The sequence below is a fragment of the Nocardioides daejeonensis genome (genome assembly GCF_003194585.1).
GTDB classification, from domain to species: Bacteria; Actinomycetota; Actinomycetes; order Propionibacteriales; family Nocardioidaceae; genus Nocardioides; species Nocardioides daejeonensis.
Genome location: NZ_QHKZ01000002.1, coordinates 180,209 through 195,934 on the forward strand (window position 1 = coordinate 180,209; position 15,726 = coordinate 195,934).

A 15,726-nucleotide genomic window follows, 5' to 3' on the forward strand; every position below is an offset into this window, starting at 1 on the left:
CCGGTCCTGCCTCGCCGGCTCAGGCGTACATGGAGTCGATCAGCTGCTGGTTGTTGCTCTCCACGACGTTCCGCTTCACCTTCAGCGACGGCGTCAGCTCACCCGACTCCACCGAGAGGTCGTGGTCGAGGATCGCGTGCTTCTTGATGGTCTCCCAGCGGTTCAGGTCCTGGTTGAGCTCGTCGATGTAGCCCGCCACCATCGCCTTCACCCGGTCGCTGTTGACGATCTCGGTGTAGGTCGCGCCCTCCATGCCGTTCTCCTTGGCCCAGTCGGCCATGGCGTCCGGGTCGAGGGTGACGAGCGCAACGACGTAGTTGCGCTCGGCACCGAAGACCATGAACTGGCTGGCGTAGGGGCAGATGACCTTGAACTTGGCCTCCATCGCGGGCGGGGCGATGTACTTGCCACCGGAGGTCTTGAAGAGCTCCTTGATCCGGCCCGTGATCCGCAGGAACCCGTCGGCGTCGAGTGAGCCCTTGTCACCGGTGCGGAACCAGCCGTCGTCGGTGAGCGCCTTCGCGGTCTCCTCGGGCAGGTTGTGGTAGCCCTCCATCACGCCCGGACCCTTGATCCACACCTCACCTTCGGTGGCGTCGCTCCCCTGCTCGTCGACGACCCGCACCTCACTGCCGGTGAAGACCGGCCCGACGGTGCCGAACTTGTACTGGTCGGGGTGGTTGACGAACGATCCGGCAGAGGTCTCGGTGAGGCCGTAGCCCTCGAGCACCACGATGCCGGCGGCGTGGAACCACTCGGCGACATCCTTGTTGAGGGCAGCGGCACCGGAGATGAAGAAGCGCACCCGGCCACCGAAGCGGTCCCGGACCTTGGAGAAGACGAGCTTGTCGAAGAGACCGTGCTGGAGCTTCAACGGCAGCGGCACGGAGGCGCCACGGGCGTTGAGCTCGTCGACCTTGCGACCGACCTCGAAGGCCTTGTTGAAGATCTTCTCCTTGAGCCCGCCCTCGGCCTCCTGCATGGTGATGATCTTGGCGTAGGCCTTCTCGAAGATGCGGGGGGCAGCACCCATGAAGGTGGGCCGGACGATCGCGAGGTTGTCGATGATCTTGTCGATCCGGCCGTCGACGGCGGTGGCGAAGCCGCAGGCCATCTGCGTGGAGAGCAGCACCTTGCCGAACGAGTGCGCCATCGGCAGCCACAGGAACTGGAGGTCGGTCTCGTCGAGGATCCCCTGGTTGCGGATCGCCTCGCCCTCGTAGACCCATGAGCTGTGCCGGAGTCGGACGCCCTTCGGTCGCCCCGTGGTGCCCGACGTGTAGATCAGGGTCGCCAGCTGGTCGGGGCGGATCGCCTCGGCGTGCTCTTCGATGGTGCCGGGGTGCTCGGCCAGGTAGGACTCGCCGAGCCGGGCGAGATCGTCGAGGCCGATCACCCAGTCGCCGTCCGTCGTACCGTCGAAGACGACCACCTTCTGGAGGTTGGGCAGGTCGCCGCGGTGCTCGAGCAGCTTCGCGACCTGGGTGTCGTCCTCCGCGAAGACGATCCGCGACTCGGAGTCGCCGAGGATGTAGGCCGTGTCACCGGCGTGCGTGCTCGGATAGACGGTCGTGGTCGCACCGCCGGCCACCATGACGGCCAAGTCGGCCAGGATCCACTCGAAGCGGGTTCCCGAGAGAATGCCGATCCGCTGCTCGGGCTCGATACCGAGCGCCAACAGGCCGGCAGCCAGCGTGGTGACGCGGTCTCCGGTCTGCTGCCAGGTCACCGACTCCCAACCCTCCCCCCTGGGGAAGCGGAAGGCTTCGGCAGGACCCGAGGCCCGTACCCGATCGAGGAACTGAACTGCCACGTTGCGCGGCATCGAGTCGATGAAGGAAGCATCGTGATTGATCGGCATTCGGCTCATGCTCATTTCGTTTTTCGGCGGTGGGCTCTGACCACGCGGAACTGACACTCCAGCACGTAACCTAGATCACGCGGGCTACCCGCCGGTAAGAAACGCGCGAGATCCCACCGAACGGACGTGCCCGAGCCGGCCACGACACAACGAAAACCCGCACGTTCTTCCAGTGAGCGGGACAACGCCCGACTGCGAGTCTCATCACGTCCTTAACGTGACCGCCGACACTCGCCGTTCGGGACTGCCCGAGCGGCACCAGCTCATGGAGGACTCATGCTGAACCGCACCGCGACGCGGACCCGCGTCGCCGTTGCTCTGATGGCCGGCGCGTTGCTGATCACCGGCTGTGCCAACTCGGGTGGCGACGACAAGAAGGATGGCGCCGGCAACGGTGGCATGACCAAGGAGGAGATCTACGTCCAGGGCGTAGTCGGCGACACCGCCGCTGGCGAGCCGAAGAAGGGCGGCACCCTCGAGGTCGTCGACTACGGCGAGGCGCGGAGCCTCGACCCGACCAAGACCATCCCGAACGGCGCCGTGGGCGGCAACGCGCTGGCCGCCGTCTACGACACGCTGATGCGCTACGACACCACCCAGGGCACCTACACCCCGGCCCTGGCCGAGTCGCTGGAGACCCAGGACGACATCACCTGGACCCTCAAGCTGCGCGCCGGCGCCAAGTTCTCCGACGGCACGCCGGTCGACTCCGCCGCCGTGCTGGGCAGCATCGGCTACTTCATGGCGAACCGCGGCTTCAACGTCGCCGTCCTCGCCGCGAACATCAAGGACATGAAGCCGCAGGGCGCCGACACCGTCGTCTTCACCCTCAACAAGCCCTGGGCCTCCTTCCCGATGATGCTCACCTCCGGCGCCGGCATGATCGTCGCCCCGGCGGCCATCAAGGGCGGGCCCGACAAGTTCAAGCCGATCGGCGCGGGCCCCTTCACGTTCGAGAGCTACAAGCCCGCCGAGGAGCTCGTGCTCGCCCGCAACGACGACTACTACGGTGACAAGGCCCACCTCGACAAGATCCGCTTCACCTGGATCCAGGCGGACCAGGCCAAGTACGACGCCCTCAAGGCCGGCGACGTCGACGTGATCAGCGTCCGCGCCGCCGCGGTGCTGGAGGAGTCCCGCAAGGCCGGCTGGTCGGGGATCATGAACCCGGTGGGCAACGGCTCCACCATCTGGATCAACAACCGCGAGGGACGTCCCGGCGAGGACGTGCGGATCCGCCAGGCCATCAACGCCGCGATCGACCCGCAGGTCTTCCTCGACCGCACCCAGAAGGGCGCCGGCCTGGCCTCGCGCAACATCTACAGCCACGCCTACCCCTACTTCAAGGACGTCGACACCGCCGACTACGACCCGGAGCTCGCCAAGAAGCTCGTGACCGAGGCCAAGGCCGACGGTGCAGACACCTCGCTGAGCTACATCGGCCAGTCGGACCAGGTCTCGCAGACCGCCGCGGTCACCGTCGAGGCGATGCTCGAGGCCGTCGGCTTCGACGTCGAGCTGGAGCTCCTGCGCGACGTGACCGAGCAGACCAACCGTCTCTACGTCAGCCACGACTTCGACCTGGCGCTGGGCGCGATGAGCATCGCCGAGGACCCGTACACCAGCCTGGCGAACAACATCTACAGCACGTCGCCGTCGAACCCGGCCGGCTACAACAACCCGGAGATGGACAAGCTGATCGACGACCTGCAGTCCAAGCAGCCGGCAGCCGCCATCGACACCCTGCAGCAGATCAACGAGCTGTGGCAGCAGGACGTCCCGGGCGTCGCCATGGCCGAGGCTGGCTTCTTCTCCCCGTGGCAGAAGACCGTGCACGGCATCGTGCCCACCTCGCAGAACATCATGCTGTACGGCGCGGCTTGGAAGGAGTGACCCTCCTCCCCCGCCCTTGAGGTGAACGGCGGAACGGCGCCCGACCCACCCGGTCGGGCGCCGTTTCGCATCTCCGTCGGTCATCGAGGTCCGGCTGTGAAGTGACGTTGATCCCGTCATGCTTGCCACTACCTCGCCGGTGTGCCCATCGGCGGTATGCGACTACACCGCGACCCAGCCTGGGCCACCGCGCCGAGGTGAGGCCGCAGTTCCAGCGCCAAATACACGGCCGGGCCCGCTGGAACCAGTTCCAGCGAGCCCGGCCACAACACCGGTGCCGAAGTCAGCCGTCCAGCTCGAGGTCGACGCGGAGCACTCGGCCGTCCCGGAACGGGAAGTCGACCGGGTGGTCCCCCACCGGCGATCCGGTGGTGCAGCCGATGTCGAACGTCTCGTCGATGGAGAAGACCGCCGGCGGTGTCGCCCGGACCCGAGCGCTCCCGGCCGACTCGCCATCGACCACCAGACTGAGCGTCGCGGGCCGGGCGAAGCCAGGTCCCTCGTAGGCGAAGACGACCTCGACCAGGTGCTCACCCGGGTCGAGCGACTTGCCCCTCACCTCGACCCGATCGATCTCGAACGTCCGGTAGGTCAACACCGGCCGCCGCTCCGGGTCGATCCACAGGGACCATCCTGCGGCACGACCTCCCATCGTCGCGACGACACCACGAACCTCCGGCCCGGCGTCGAGGCGTGCCGCGAGGTGCCAGGAGCGTCCGACCAGCCGGGGCGCCTGCTCCTCCGGCATGCCGACCATGCCTTCGTAGAAGGTGAAGCTGGTCCGTCCCTCGCTCAGGTTGGGCAGTGTCCGGGGCCGGCGGATCCGGGCATCCTGCAACGGCAGGATGCCCACGCGGCCGGCCTCGTCCTCGAACAATGCCGTCAGCTCGGCAAGCAGCTGCGGGTGGTCGGCTGAGACATCATGGGCCTGGCTGAAGTCGGCGCCGAGGTCGTAGAGCTCCCAGACGTCCTCGTCGAACGACCGCTGCTCTCCCGGCAGTCCGACGGTCCACGGAACCCCGCCGTGGTGCGCCGACGCCATCCATCCGTCGCGATAGACCGACCGATGACCGTTCACCTCGAAGTACTGCACTCGATGGTGCTCATCAGCATCCGCACTGGAGAACGACGGCACCAGGCTCGTCCCGTCCATCGGCAGCTGGCGTACGCCGTCGACATACTCGGGAGCCTCGACTCCGGCCACCTCCAAGAAGGTCGGCGCCAGGTCGTTGACGTGACCGAACTGGCTCCGCCACTCCCCGGCGCCGCCGATCCCGGCTGGCCAGGAGACCACCATCGGGTTGCGGGTGCCGCCAAGGTGCGAGGCGACCTGCTTCATCCACTGGAACGGCGTGGTCATCGCCCACGCCCAGCCTGCCGGGTACTGCGCGTAGGAGTCGGCGGTGCCGATCCGGTCAAGCGCGTCCCTCCGCAGCTCGGTGGACTCGGCGAGCCCTTGGAGCGTCCCCATGTAGTTGAGCGCTCCCGACGGGCCGCCCTCCGCGCTGCTGCCGTTGTCGCCGACGACGTAGCAGAAGAGGGTGTTGTCGAACTGGCCGCTCTCCTCCAGCTCGTCGACGAGCCGACCGAGGTGAGTGTCGGTGTGCTCGAGGAAGCCGGCGTAGACCTCCATCAGCCGCGCGGCGACGGTGCGCTCGTCCTCGCTGAGGGTCTCCCACGCCGGGATCTCCTCGGGTCGCGGCGTCAGGCCGGTGCCCTCGGGGATCACGCCGTCAGCCAGCTGCCGGCTCCAGGTCTGGGTGCGGACGGCATCCCAGCCCTGGTCGAAGGAGCCCGCGTACTTCTCCCGCCACCCCGCCGGAACGTGCAGGGGCGCGTGTGTGGCGCCGGGCGGCAGGTAGAGGAAGAACGGCCGGCCCGGCGTCATGGCCCGTTGCACCCGGATCCACTCGATCGCCTTGTCGACCAGATCCTCGGTCAGGTGATAGTCGTCCCGGTCGGGCCGATGGACGGGCCGGGTGCCCTCGTAGAGGGTCGGCTCGAACTGATGCGTCTCGCCGCCGAGGAACCCGTAGAAGTGGTCGAAGCCACGGCCGGTCGGCCAGCGGTCGAAGGGACCCGCCTGCGAGCTCTCCCACGTAGGTGCCAGATGCCACTTGCCGATGCAGGCGGTGCTGTAGCCGGCTCCTGAGAGCATCCGGGCGACCGTGGCGGTCTCGTCACGCAGCACCCCGCGATAGGCAGGGTGGTCGAAGGCCGAGTTCAAGACGGTGCCTACGCCGGTGACGTGGGCGTCACGGCCGGTCAGCAGCGAGGCGCGGGTCGGCGAGCAGATCGCCGTGGTGTGGAAGCGGTTGTAGCGCAGGCCGCGGCTGGCAAGCCTGTCGAGCGTCGGCGTGTGCACCGGCCCACCGAAGGTCGAGGCTGCACCGAAGCCGACGTCGTCGAGCAGGACGACGACGATGTTGGGGCGCCCCTCAGGCTGCCGCGCGTTCATCGGGCCGCCTGCTCTGCGTAGCGGCGGCTCCACCGCAGGCCCACCTGCGCCATGAGCCCGGGCTGCTGCTTGGCGCGCCGTTCCAGGATGTCGACGTACGCCGCCTGGGCGTCGGGGTCTGCGCGGTCGGCCCAGAACGCCCACTCGGCAAGATGGCCGGCGAGCGCCAGATCGGTCTCGGCGAGCTCCCGCGCCCGGTCGACGAGCGCCCCGATGCCGCCGGCGAGGGCAGCGATCTCTCGGGCCCGGGCGGCGTACGGCGCTGGGAGAAGGTTCGCCGGGTAGCCGTCCCACCAACCTGAGTAGCGCCGGATCACGTTGCGGCAGACGAACTCGGGCTGGTCGTAGACCGCCGGGAGCCGCGGGTGGTTGCGGAACTCGGCCGGGATCTCCAGGCTGTCGACGATCTCGTCGTGCATCAACCCGGCGTTGAGGCCGCGCAGAGTGTGGTCCACGATGTGCCGCAGATAACGGGCAAGGGTGGTGAGCTCGTCTTGGAGCTCCTCCTCACCGACGGCCAGGTCACCGTGGCCGGTGATCACCGCGAGCGGCCGCAGGGCAGCCATCTCCTCGGCGGCGTCGGCCCACTCCTCGGCGAAGCGCTGCACCTTCCGAGGGTTGCCGGCGTTGGGGAAGTAGCCGGTGAGCAGATCACCGGCCGCGATGACCCGGCGCTCCGGCGCCCAGACCCAGGTGGCGTCGTCCGTCTCACCCTTGCCGTGCCGGAGCACGAACGGCTCTCCGCCCACGGTGAGTTCCAGCGTCTCGCGGTAGGTACGCGTCGGCCAGTCGAAGTCGCTCTCCTGCTCGGCCCAGCGTCTGCCGTCAGGGCCCGGCCGCTGGCCGTTGATGTGGCCGTTGAGTCCCGCCGTCTTGATGTAGCGCCGGAAATGGGCGACGACGTTCTCATGGGCGACGATCTCGGGCCGCTCGCCCGCCTCCAGGAACGCCCAGAGCCCGAAGCAGTGGTCGCTGTGCCCGTGGGTGTAGATCACGGTGTGCAACGGCCGATCGCTGACGGAGCGTACGGCGCGCAGCAGCGACGGGCCGTCTCCGGCACATCCGGCGTCGACCATCACCAGGCCCTCGTCGGTCTCGAAAAGCCCCACGTTGACCATCCCGGGCTGGATGAACCAGGTGCGGGGAGCCACCTCGACGACGATCGGCTCCTGCTCGGCACTGTGCTCGCGGGAGAAGATGTGCACTCCCTGAGCCGGGTTGAAAAGACCGAAGGCGGCACGCGCCGCCTTCTGCTGGTTCTCGGGGAACGCCACGGTGACTCCTTGGTCGATGAACGGACTCCCGTGAAATTAAGACACTTGTCTTAACCTCGTCAAACAGCCGTCCCGCCCAGGTAGTACCCTCCCGGGCGTGACCGACCAGCCACTCACCCGGAGCTCGACCGCACGGACGCGGATGATCGAGGTCGCCGAGCAGCTCTTCGCGGAGCGCGGCCTCGAGGGCGTCTCCCTGCGCACCGTGGGCCTGGCTGCCGGACAGCGCAACAACTCGGCCGCGCAGTACCACTTCGGCACACGCGACGGGCTCGTCGAGGCGGTGATCAGCCACCGCTCTGCGACCGTCGACCGACGCCGCGCAGAGCTGGTCGGCGCCCTGCTCGACGACGGCAGCACGCCGGAGCTCGCGGCGCTGGTGCGCTGCTTCGTCCTTCCCCTGGCCGAGGTGGTGGCAGGCGGCAGCGTCGACCAGCCCACCTGGTATCTCCGCTTCCTGGCACAGGTCGTCGACTTCCAGGGCGGGCATGCCGTGGCCCGACTCGCACCACGCCCTGCCCATCTGCAGGAGCTGGAGGCCGCGATGCGGGCCCAGGTCCCCGACGTCGCCCCCCGCGACTACGCGCGCCGACAGCGATGGATCGCGCAGACCACCCTGCGCGTGCTGGCGGACCAGGAGTACGAACAGGCCCAAGGGCGTCGTACGTCACCGCTGGATCGGGTCACCGACGACCTGGTCACGATGCTCGTCGCACTGCTCCGGGCGCCGTGACGGGGCGGACGGCTACTTCTTGCCGGTCTTGTCGACCGGGCCGCCACCAGTGGAGAGCGCGGCCACGAAGGCCTCCTGCGGGACCTCGACGCGGCCGACCATCTTCATCCGCTTCTTGCCCTCCTTCTGCTTCTCCAGCAGCTTGCGCTTCCGGCTGATGTCGCCGCCGTAGCACTTGGCGAGCACGTCCTTGCGGATCGCACGGATGTTCTCCCGCGCAATCACGCGGGCACCGATGGCGGCTTGGATCGGCACCTCGAACTGCTGCCTCGGGATGAGCTCCTTGAGCTTGCCGGCCATCATCACGCCGTAGTTGTAGGCGGCGTCGCGGTGCACGATGGCGGAGAAGGCATCGACCGGCTCTCCCTGGAGCAGGATGTCTACCTTCACCAGGTCGGCAGCCTGCTCGCCCGAGCGCTCGTAGTCGAGCGAGGCGTAGCCCTTCGTGCGCGACTTCAGCTGGTCGAAGAAGTCGAAGACGATCTCGCCCATCGGCAGCACGTAGCGCATCTCGACGCGGTCCTCGGAGAGGTAGTCCATCCCCTGGAGCGCGCCGCGCTTGTTCTGGCACAGCTCCATGATCGTGCCGATGAACTCGGACGGACTGAGGATCGTCGCCTTCACCACCGGTTCACGCACCTCGGCGATCTTCCCCTCGGGGAACTCGCTCGGATTGGTGACCTCGTTCTCGCTGCCGTCCTCCATCAGCACCTGGTAGACCACGTTGGGCGCGGTCGAGATCAGGTCGAGGTTGAACTCGCGCTCCAGGCGATCACGGGTGATCTCCATGTGCAGCAGGCCGAGGAAGCCGCAGCGGAACCCGAAGCCGAGCGCACCCGACGTCTCCGGCTCGTAGGTGAGGGCGGCGTCGTTGAGCTGGAGCTTCTCGAGGGCCTCGCGCAGCTCGCCGAACTGGTCGCCGTCGATCGGGTAGAGGCCCGCGTAGACCATGGGGTTCGGGTGCTTGTAGCCCCCGAGCGGTTCGGTCGCTCCGCCGTGCTGTGTCGTCACGGTGTCACCGACGCGGGACTGCCGCACGTCCTTCACGCCTGTGATGAGGTAGCCGACCTCGCCGACCCCGATCTCACCGGCCTTCACCGGCTCGGGGCTGATCACGCCGACCTCGAGCATCTCGTGCACGGCATTGGTCGACATCATCTTGATGCGGTCACGGTGCGTGAGCTTGCCGTCCACCACCCGCACGTAGGTGACCACGCCGCGATAGGTGTCGTAGACGGAGTCGAAGATCAGCGCCCGCGCCGGAGCGTCGGGATTCCCGACCGGTGCCGGGGTCTGCTTGACGATCTCGTTGAGCAGTGCCTCGACGCCCACCCCCGACTTCGCGCTGACCCGGAGCACGTCCTCAGGCTCACAGCCCACGAGGCCGGCGAGCTCGGCGGCGTACTTCTCCGGGTTGGCACTGGGCAGGTCGATCTTGTTGAGCACCGGGATGATGTGGAGGTCGGCCCCCATCGCCAGATAGAGGTTGGCCAGCGTCTGCGCCTCGATGCCTTGGGCAGCGTCGACCAGCAGGATCGCCGCCTCGCACGCCTCCAACGATCGGGATACCTCGTAGGTGAAGTCGACGTGGCCGGGCGTGTCGATCATGTTGAGCACATAGGTGCCTGGCCCGGAGGTGACACCGTGGGCGGTCGCCGCCTCGTCGGTCACCGTCCACGGCATCCGCACCGCCTGGCTCTTGATCGTGATGCCGCGCTCCCGCTCGATGTCCATGCGGTCGAGGTACTGCGCCCGGGCGGCGCGCTCGTCGACCACGCCGGTCAGCTGGAGCATGCGGTCGGCGAGGGTCGACTTGCCGTGGTCGATGTGGGCGATGATGCAGAAGTTGCGGATGATCCCGGCGTCGGTCTTGCCGGGCTGTGGAGCGTTGGTCACGTGGCGTTCTTCCAGGCGTCAGGGCGTCAACGTTGCAAAAAGTCCCTCCATCCTCCCATGCTTGCGGGACTGGCCGTGCATCCCTGGTTTCGTTCTCAGAACACCCGGGTAGGCCGAGGGTGGCCGGCGACCGACGTCGGCCCAATGTGAGGGGAGAGAGACACATGACCAGGATCGGGACTGGACGTCTCCGCACCGTCGGTCTGCTCCTGACCGCCCTGCTGCTGGCGGTCGGCATGATGAGCGCCCTGTCTCCGGCGAACGCCGCCGGTGCCGACGGCGCGCAGGCCGCCGAGGCGAGCACGACGGCCACGCGCACGGCTGCACGCCGGGTCAACTACGGCGCGATCGCGCTGAACGTCAAGACCGGGTGGAGTGGCTGGAGCTACGACAAGGCCTCCAAGGCCAAGGCGAAGAAGGCGGCCAAGAAGCACTGCAAGGCGCGCACGCCCAGCGGGGTGAACACCTCGTCCTGCAAGCCCGTCGTCTGGGTGCGCAACGGATGCGCCGCCGTCGCGGTGCGGGTGAAGAACAACAAGATCACCAAGGTCGGCTGGGGCGTCGCCTTCACCAAGAAGAAGGCGAAGTCGCTCGCCAAGAAGAAGGCGGGCAAGAAGGCCAGGGTGCACACCTGGGTCTGCACCACGCGCTACCGCTGAGCCCGCGGCTCACTTCCTGGTGGGGTGCGACGACCGAGCAGGTCGTCGTACCCCACTTCCGTCTCCTGTTGGATGGATCCCCGTGACCCCTGTCGATGACCCTCTCCCCCACGGCCGGACGGCTCGTCGACTGCCCTGGGCCCACCTCCCGCCCGCGCTGCGCGAACAGGTGGAGCAGCGCCTGGGCGGCCGCGTCGTGGGTGCCGAGTCGCAGAACGCCGGGTTCACTCCCGGCTTCGCCTCCGTGCTGACCCTCGCGGACGGCAGCAGGCACTTCGTGAAGGCGGCCTCCACCAAGGCGCAGCGGCCGTTCGCCTCCTCCTACCGAACCGAGGGTGAGCGCCTGGCCGCCCTCCCCGCCGGGGTCCCGGTGCCCCGGCTCCAGTGGATGCTCGACGCGGACTGGGTGGTACTGGCCATCGAGTACGTCGACCACACCCGTCCCGCCCGTCCCTGGCAGCCGGCCGACCTGCATCGCAGCCTCGACCTGCTGGAGGAGGCGGCCGACGCCCTGACCCCGAGTCCGCTCCCCGACGTCGCCGAGCTGGCCGACGACCTGGAGCCCATGGCCCGGCTCTGGCACGGCCGTGTCCTGCGCGACACACCGGGGCTTCCGCACGGCTACGACGCGGCCGACCTGGCGGCCCGGGTCGACGAGCTGGTCGGCGACACCCTCCTCCACACCGACGTGCGCGACGACAACGTGCTGCTCACCCCCGACGGAGGCGCACTCCTCTGCGACTGGAACTGGGCGGCGCGTGGACCAGCCTGGTTCGACAGCCTGAGCCTGCTCGTCGGAGCGCGCGGCGACGGCCTCGACGTCGAGCAGCTGATCCGGGAACGCCGCCTGCTCCGAGCTGCCGATCCCGAGCTCCTCGACGTGGCCCTCGCCGTCCTCAGCGGCTACTTCCTCGCCATGTCCCGCGACCCGATCCCGTCAAGCTCCCCGTGGCTTCGGGTGGCGCAGGGCTGGCAGGCCGAGGTCACGTGGGGCTGGCTCCGGGAGCGTCGGGGCTGGTAGGCGCGACGTCGACGCCAACGCCCTGGATTTGGGACGCTCCACCGCCAGCGGTAGAGTTGCTGGACGCGTGTGCTGTGCCTGCCCTCCGGGCGTGAGCACGCGCATGCAGACTCTGAACTTCTCATCCCGTCCGACGACAAGAAAGATCGCAGCTCAAGTGGCCAACATCAAGTCCCAGATCAAGCGGAACCGGCAGAACGAGGCCGCCCGCGAGCGCAACAAGGCCGTCAAGTCCGGCCTGAAGACCGCCATCCGCAAGTTCCGCGAGGCTGTCGCCGCGGGCGACAAGGACACCGCGGTGAGCGCCGGTCGCGAGGCCAACCGCAAGCTCGACAAGGCCGCCTCCAAGGGCGTGATCCACAAGAACCAGGCCGCGAACCGCAAGTCGGCGATCAGCAAGGCGACCGCCGGCCTCTGAATCGGCCACACCAGCCTCACACGTTGGGCGTCACCCGTGCCGGGTGGCGCCCAACGTGCATTCAGCGGGCGTCGCGCAGCGCGGCGATGGTGAGCACCAGACGCTCCAACGTGTAGGCCGGGTCGTGGGCCGCACCCTTGATGTCGGCATCCGCCTGGGCGACCGCGTTGATCGCAGCGGCAAGCCCGTCTCGGCTCCAGGCGCGGGACTGGTCGCGCAGCGTGCGGAGCTTCCACGGCGGCACCCCGATCTCGCGCGCCAGATCGGCCTCGCGCATGCCGCGCGGCGCGGAGACGTAGCGGGCCAGGCCACGGGCACCGGTCGCGAAGGCCGACGTCACCAGCACCGGCGCCGTGCCGCCGTCGAGCGCCCAGCGAAGCTCCTCCAACGCGACCGCTCGACGGCCGTGGAACGCCGCGTCAGCGACCGCGAACGACTTGGCCTCGGCCCGCCCCCCGAAGTAGCGGCGGACCCGCTCGGTGTCGAGGGGCTGCCCCGGGAAGTCGTTGACCAGCTGGTCGACGGCTGCGGCCAGGGCTCGGAGATCCTGCCCCACTGCCTGCACGAGGAAGGAGGCCGCCTCGTCGTCCATCCGCGCGCCCGCCGTACGAGCCTCTGACTGGACGAAGCGGGGGTACTCCGACGCCTTGAGCGCCGCGGACTTGACCTCTGCCACGGCGGGGAGCTTGCGCAGCTTGGCGAGCGTGCCGCTCCCCTTCTGGCCGCCGGAGTGCAGCAGCACCAGGGCGACCTCCTCGGCGGGTGCGGCGGCGAAGTCCAGCAGCCCGTCGACGGACTCGGACGGCACGTTCTCCAGGGCGCGGACGACGACACACCGGGTCGCGGAGAAGAGCGACGGGGCAGAGAGCTCTCCCATCGAGGCCGGCGTGAGGTCGCCGCCGAGAGCGTCCGTGAACTCGACCTCGGGATCCTGTGCCAGAGCGGCCTCGCGCACCTGCCTGACTGTGCGCTCGTTGAGGAACTCCTCAGGACCGGTCACGAGCGTGACGCGACCGAGCACCTGAGCCTGGGATCCGCGGGCTGCCATGAGCCGCAGCCTACGTGGCAGCCCCGACCGTCTCGTCGTCCGCGTCGCCGTCAGGATCGTCGGTGTGGGCGATGTGCGGCATCTGGCCCCAGACCAGCACCACCAGGACCGCGCTCCCGACGAAGGCGAACCAGAAGGGCGCCAGCAGGCCCCATGCGGACGCCAGGACGCCGCCCAGGGCGTTGCCCACGACGATGGAGCCGAAGACCCCGACCAAGTAGACACTGCCGACCCGGCCCTGGAGCTCCTCCGGCACTGCGCGCATGCGGACGGTGCGGGAGGTGACTCCCCAGACGAAGGCGTGCGCGCCGAAGACCACCATCACCACGAGGGCGACCCCTCCGCTGCGAGTGAGGGCGAGAGCCAGGTGGGTCAGCGTCTCCAGGATCAGGCCCACCCGCATGATGTCACCGAGCCGGAAGCGTCGCTCGAGCCAGTCGTAGCCGGCGACACCGATCATCCCGCCCACCGCCCCGGCAGAGGTCAGCAGGCCGAAGCCGACCTCGCCCATGTCGAGCACCTCCGTGGCGTAGAGCACCAGGACCGACCACGCGGCACCGTAGGTCACGTTGAAGGTGACGATGGTCAGGGTGAGCGTGCGGACGGCCGGGCTCCGCCAGGTCCAGACGAGACCGCTGACCATCTCGGTCCAGGTGCTGCGACCGACCGCAGCCGGGGTGGAGCGACGAACCCGGATCCGGCTCAGCATCAGCACCGCGCAGCCAAGCACCACCGCCTGGGCAACGAAGGGCCAGAGCAGGCCGAGCGCGAAGAGCCCGGCCCCGATCGGCGGGCCGATCAACTGGTTCACGGTGAGGAAGCCCGCGGTCAACCGGGCGTTCGCGACGCCGAGATCCCGTTTCTCGACGAGCATCGGCAGCAGCGTGCCCGCCGTGGTGTCGGCGAAGACCTCGGCCACTCCGAGCAGGAAGACCACCGCCAAGATCAGGCCGATGCCGATCCGGTCGGTGGCGATGCAGCCGAGCAGACCGACGAGCACCAGTATCCGCAGCAGGTCGACCGCCACGGAGAGCCGGATCCGGTCCAGGCGGTCGGCGAGCACGCCGGCGTACAGCCCGAAGAGCAACCAGGGCAATCGCTGGAGGAGAGCGGCGAGCGCGACCAGCCTCGGGTCGGTGGTCTGCGAGGCGATCAGCAGCGGTCCGGCAGCCAGGACGATGCCGTCCCCGAGGTTGCTGGCCCACGAGGAGCCGAGCAACCACCGGAACTGCGTGCCGAGCCGGGACGGAAGAAGAGTTTCGAGTAGGCGCACCGCCGGCTCAGGCCGGCTGCATGTCCTCGATAGGCTCGAGGAGCACGGCCGCCTGGGCGGTCGTCAACTCCTCGTTCTCGACGGACAACCGGTCGACCCGTGCCTCGAGCTCAGCGACGAGCTCCCGGAGTCGACGGTTCTCCGCCATCAGCCTCTCCACTGTCTGACGAGCGGTGTACCGCAGGTCGCTGCTCATGTGACCGAGAAGCGCCTTGGCCATGCAATTGCCTCCGAGTGAGTGAGGATGCGGGAGGCCCGACGGCTTGTCGGGCCGTCTTCAAGAGTCCCACGCAGGAGTGGTTGCAGTCAATCTGAGGTCGTGGTATGAGCACGCCTCGGGGTCCGCGGCACAGGCTGACAGCGGCCGCAGAAGTACGAGGATCGGTTCATGAAGGAGATCCGCCGGATCGGGCGCCCGCAGCGCGCGCAGGGCTCGCCCTCCCGGCCGTAGGCGTTGAGCGACCGATCGAAGTAGCCGCTCTCCCCGTTGACGTTGACGTAGAGCGCGTCGAATGAGGTGCCGCCCTGGTCGAGGGCCGCCAGCATCACTGCTCGAGCATGCCCGAGCAGCTCACGGACCTGTCGGGCGGTCAGCCGCTCACCGGGGCGCTCCCCGTGGATGCCGGCGCGCCAGAGAGCCTCGTCGGCGTAGATGTTGCCGATGCCGGAGACCACCGCCTGGTCGAGGAGGATCCGCTTCACCGCGGAGCCTCGACGCCGTACGGCCGCAACGAAGGCGTCCTCGTCGAACTCGGCATCGAGCGGGTCTCTGGCGATGTGCGCGATCTCGGACGGCAACTCGGCACCACCGCGTGAGACCGCCAGGCCGCCGAACATCCGCTGGTCGACGAAGCGCAGCTCGCGGCGCTCGCCCGACGGAGCCAGCAGCCCGAACCGCACCCGCAGGTGTCGCTCGTCGGGCGCACCCGGCGGCTGCACGAGCATCTGGCCGCTCATGCCCAGGTGTCCCAGGACGGCATCGCCGGAGTCGAGGGGAAACCACAGGTACTTTCCGCGGCGACGCGCAGCCGTCACGGTACGGCTGGTCAACGCCTCGACGAAGCCGGCCGGGCCGGTCGGCTCGCGGCGTACCGGCCGGGGGTGGAGCACCTCCACCGACTCCACCTGGCAGCCGACGGCATGCGTCTCGACGCCCCGGCGGACCACCTCGACCTCAGGCAGCTCGGGCACG

General features: G+C 68.8%; 13 protein-coding genes. 5 read left to right on the plus strand and 8 right to left on the minus strand.

Translation table 11 applies throughout. The features are described from left to right. Positions 1-19 precede the first annotated feature (19 nt). Complete coding sequence (locus tag DNK54_RS05535; protein ID WP_239459937.1) at positions 20-1,870, minus strand: AMP-dependent synthetase/ligase; 1,851 nt, start codon at positions 1,868-1,870, stop codon at positions 20-22. Positions 1,871-2,137: 267 nt separating this feature from the next. On the opposite strand from DNK54_RS05535, the gene DNK54_RS05540 reads away from it, so the two are divergent. Beyond that, a complete protein-coding gene (locus DNK54_RS05540) occupies positions 2,138-3,754 on the plus strand; it encodes an ABC transporter substrate-binding protein (RefSeq protein WP_110205978.1) in 1,617 nt (538 codons plus the stop codon). Between the two features lie 283 nt (positions 3,755-4,037). Here the strand turns inward: DNK54_RS05540 and DNK54_RS05545 are convergent, their stop codons facing one another. Both DNK54_RS05545 and DNK54_RS05550 read right to left on the minus strand, forming a co-directional pair. Beyond that, the gene (locus DNK54_RS05545; RefSeq protein ID WP_110205979.1) at positions 4,038-6,212 is read right to left on the minus strand and encodes an arylsulfatase; all 2,175 of its coding nucleotides are present in this window, start codon (positions 6,210-6,212) and stop codon (positions 4,038-4,040) included. After that, positions 6,209-7,486 carry an MBL fold metallo-hydrolase gene (locus DNK54_RS05550; RefSeq protein ID WP_110205980.1) on the minus strand — a complete coding sequence of 426 codons (1,278 nt, stop codon included), beginning with the start codon at positions 7,484-7,486 and terminating at the stop codon, positions 6,209-6,211. Before DNK54_RS05550 ends, DNK54_RS05545 begins: the two co-directional genes overlap by 4 nt. 97 nt (positions 7,487-7,583) lie before the next feature. On the opposite strand from DNK54_RS05550, the gene DNK54_RS05555 reads away from it, so the two are divergent. After that, positions 7,584-8,219 carry a TetR/AcrR family transcriptional regulator gene (locus DNK54_RS05555; protein WP_110205981.1) on the plus strand — a complete coding sequence of 212 codons (636 nt, stop codon included), beginning with the start codon at positions 7,584-7,586 and terminating at the stop codon, positions 8,217-8,219. A gap of 12 nt (positions 8,220-8,231) precedes the next feature. On the opposite strand, the gene lepA is transcribed toward DNK54_RS05555, so the two are convergent. Beyond that, on the minus strand, positions 8,232-10,115 hold the full coding sequence (gene lepA, locus DNK54_RS05560) for a translation elongation factor 4 (RefSeq protein ID WP_110205982.1): 1,884 nt from the start codon (positions 10,113-10,115) through the stop codon (positions 8,232-8,234). Between the two features lie 164 nt (positions 10,116-10,279). Between lepA and DNK54_RS05565 the strand changes: the two genes are divergently transcribed. From DNK54_RS05565 to rpsT, 3 genes are all read left to right on the plus strand, one after another. Further along, the gene (locus DNK54_RS05565) at positions 10,280-10,774 is read left to right on the plus strand and encodes a DUF4189 domain-containing protein (RefSeq protein ID WP_110205983.1); all 495 of its coding nucleotides are present in this window, start codon (positions 10,280-10,282) and stop codon (positions 10,772-10,774) included. A gap of 82 nt (positions 10,775-10,856) precedes the next feature. After that, positions 10,857-11,795 (plus strand): phosphotransferase family protein, encoded by a 939-nt coding sequence (locus DNK54_RS05570; RefSeq protein WP_239459938.1) that lies wholly within the window; start codon positions 10,857-10,859, stop codon positions 11,793-11,795. A gap of 157 nt (positions 11,796-11,952) precedes the next feature. Further along, a complete protein-coding gene (gene rpsT / locus DNK54_RS05575) occupies positions 11,953-12,213 on the plus strand; it encodes a 30S ribosomal protein S20 (RefSeq protein WP_110205984.1) in 261 nt (86 codons plus the stop codon). Positions 12,214-12,274: 61 nt separating this feature from the next. Here the strand turns inward: rpsT and holA are convergent, their stop codons facing one another. From holA to mutM, 4 genes are all read right to left on the minus strand, one after another. Beyond that, on the minus strand, positions 12,275-13,261 hold the full coding sequence (gene holA / locus DNK54_RS05580; RefSeq protein WP_110205985.1) for a DNA polymerase III subunit delta: 987 nt from the start codon (positions 13,259-13,261) through the stop codon (positions 12,275-12,277). Between the two features lie 10 nt (positions 13,262-13,271). Then, complete coding sequence (locus DNK54_RS05585) at positions 13,272-14,534, minus strand: MFS transporter (RefSeq protein WP_110205986.1); 1,263 nt, start codon at positions 14,532-14,534, stop codon at positions 13,272-13,274. Positions 14,535-14,541: 7 nt separating this feature from the next. Further along, positions 14,542-14,754: a hypothetical protein gene (locus DNK54_RS05590; protein WP_110205987.1), complete on the minus strand. Its 213-nt coding sequence runs from the start codon at positions 14,752-14,754 to the stop codon at positions 14,542-14,544. Positions 14,755-14,840: 86 nt separating this feature from the next. After that, positions 14,841-15,725: a bifunctional DNA-formamidopyrimidine glycosylase/DNA-(apurinic or apyrimidinic site) lyase gene (gene mutM / locus DNK54_RS05595; RefSeq protein ID WP_110205988.1), complete on the minus strand. Its 885-nt coding sequence runs from the start codon at positions 15,723-15,725 to the stop codon at positions 14,841-14,843. Position 15,726: the final 1 nt, after the last annotated feature.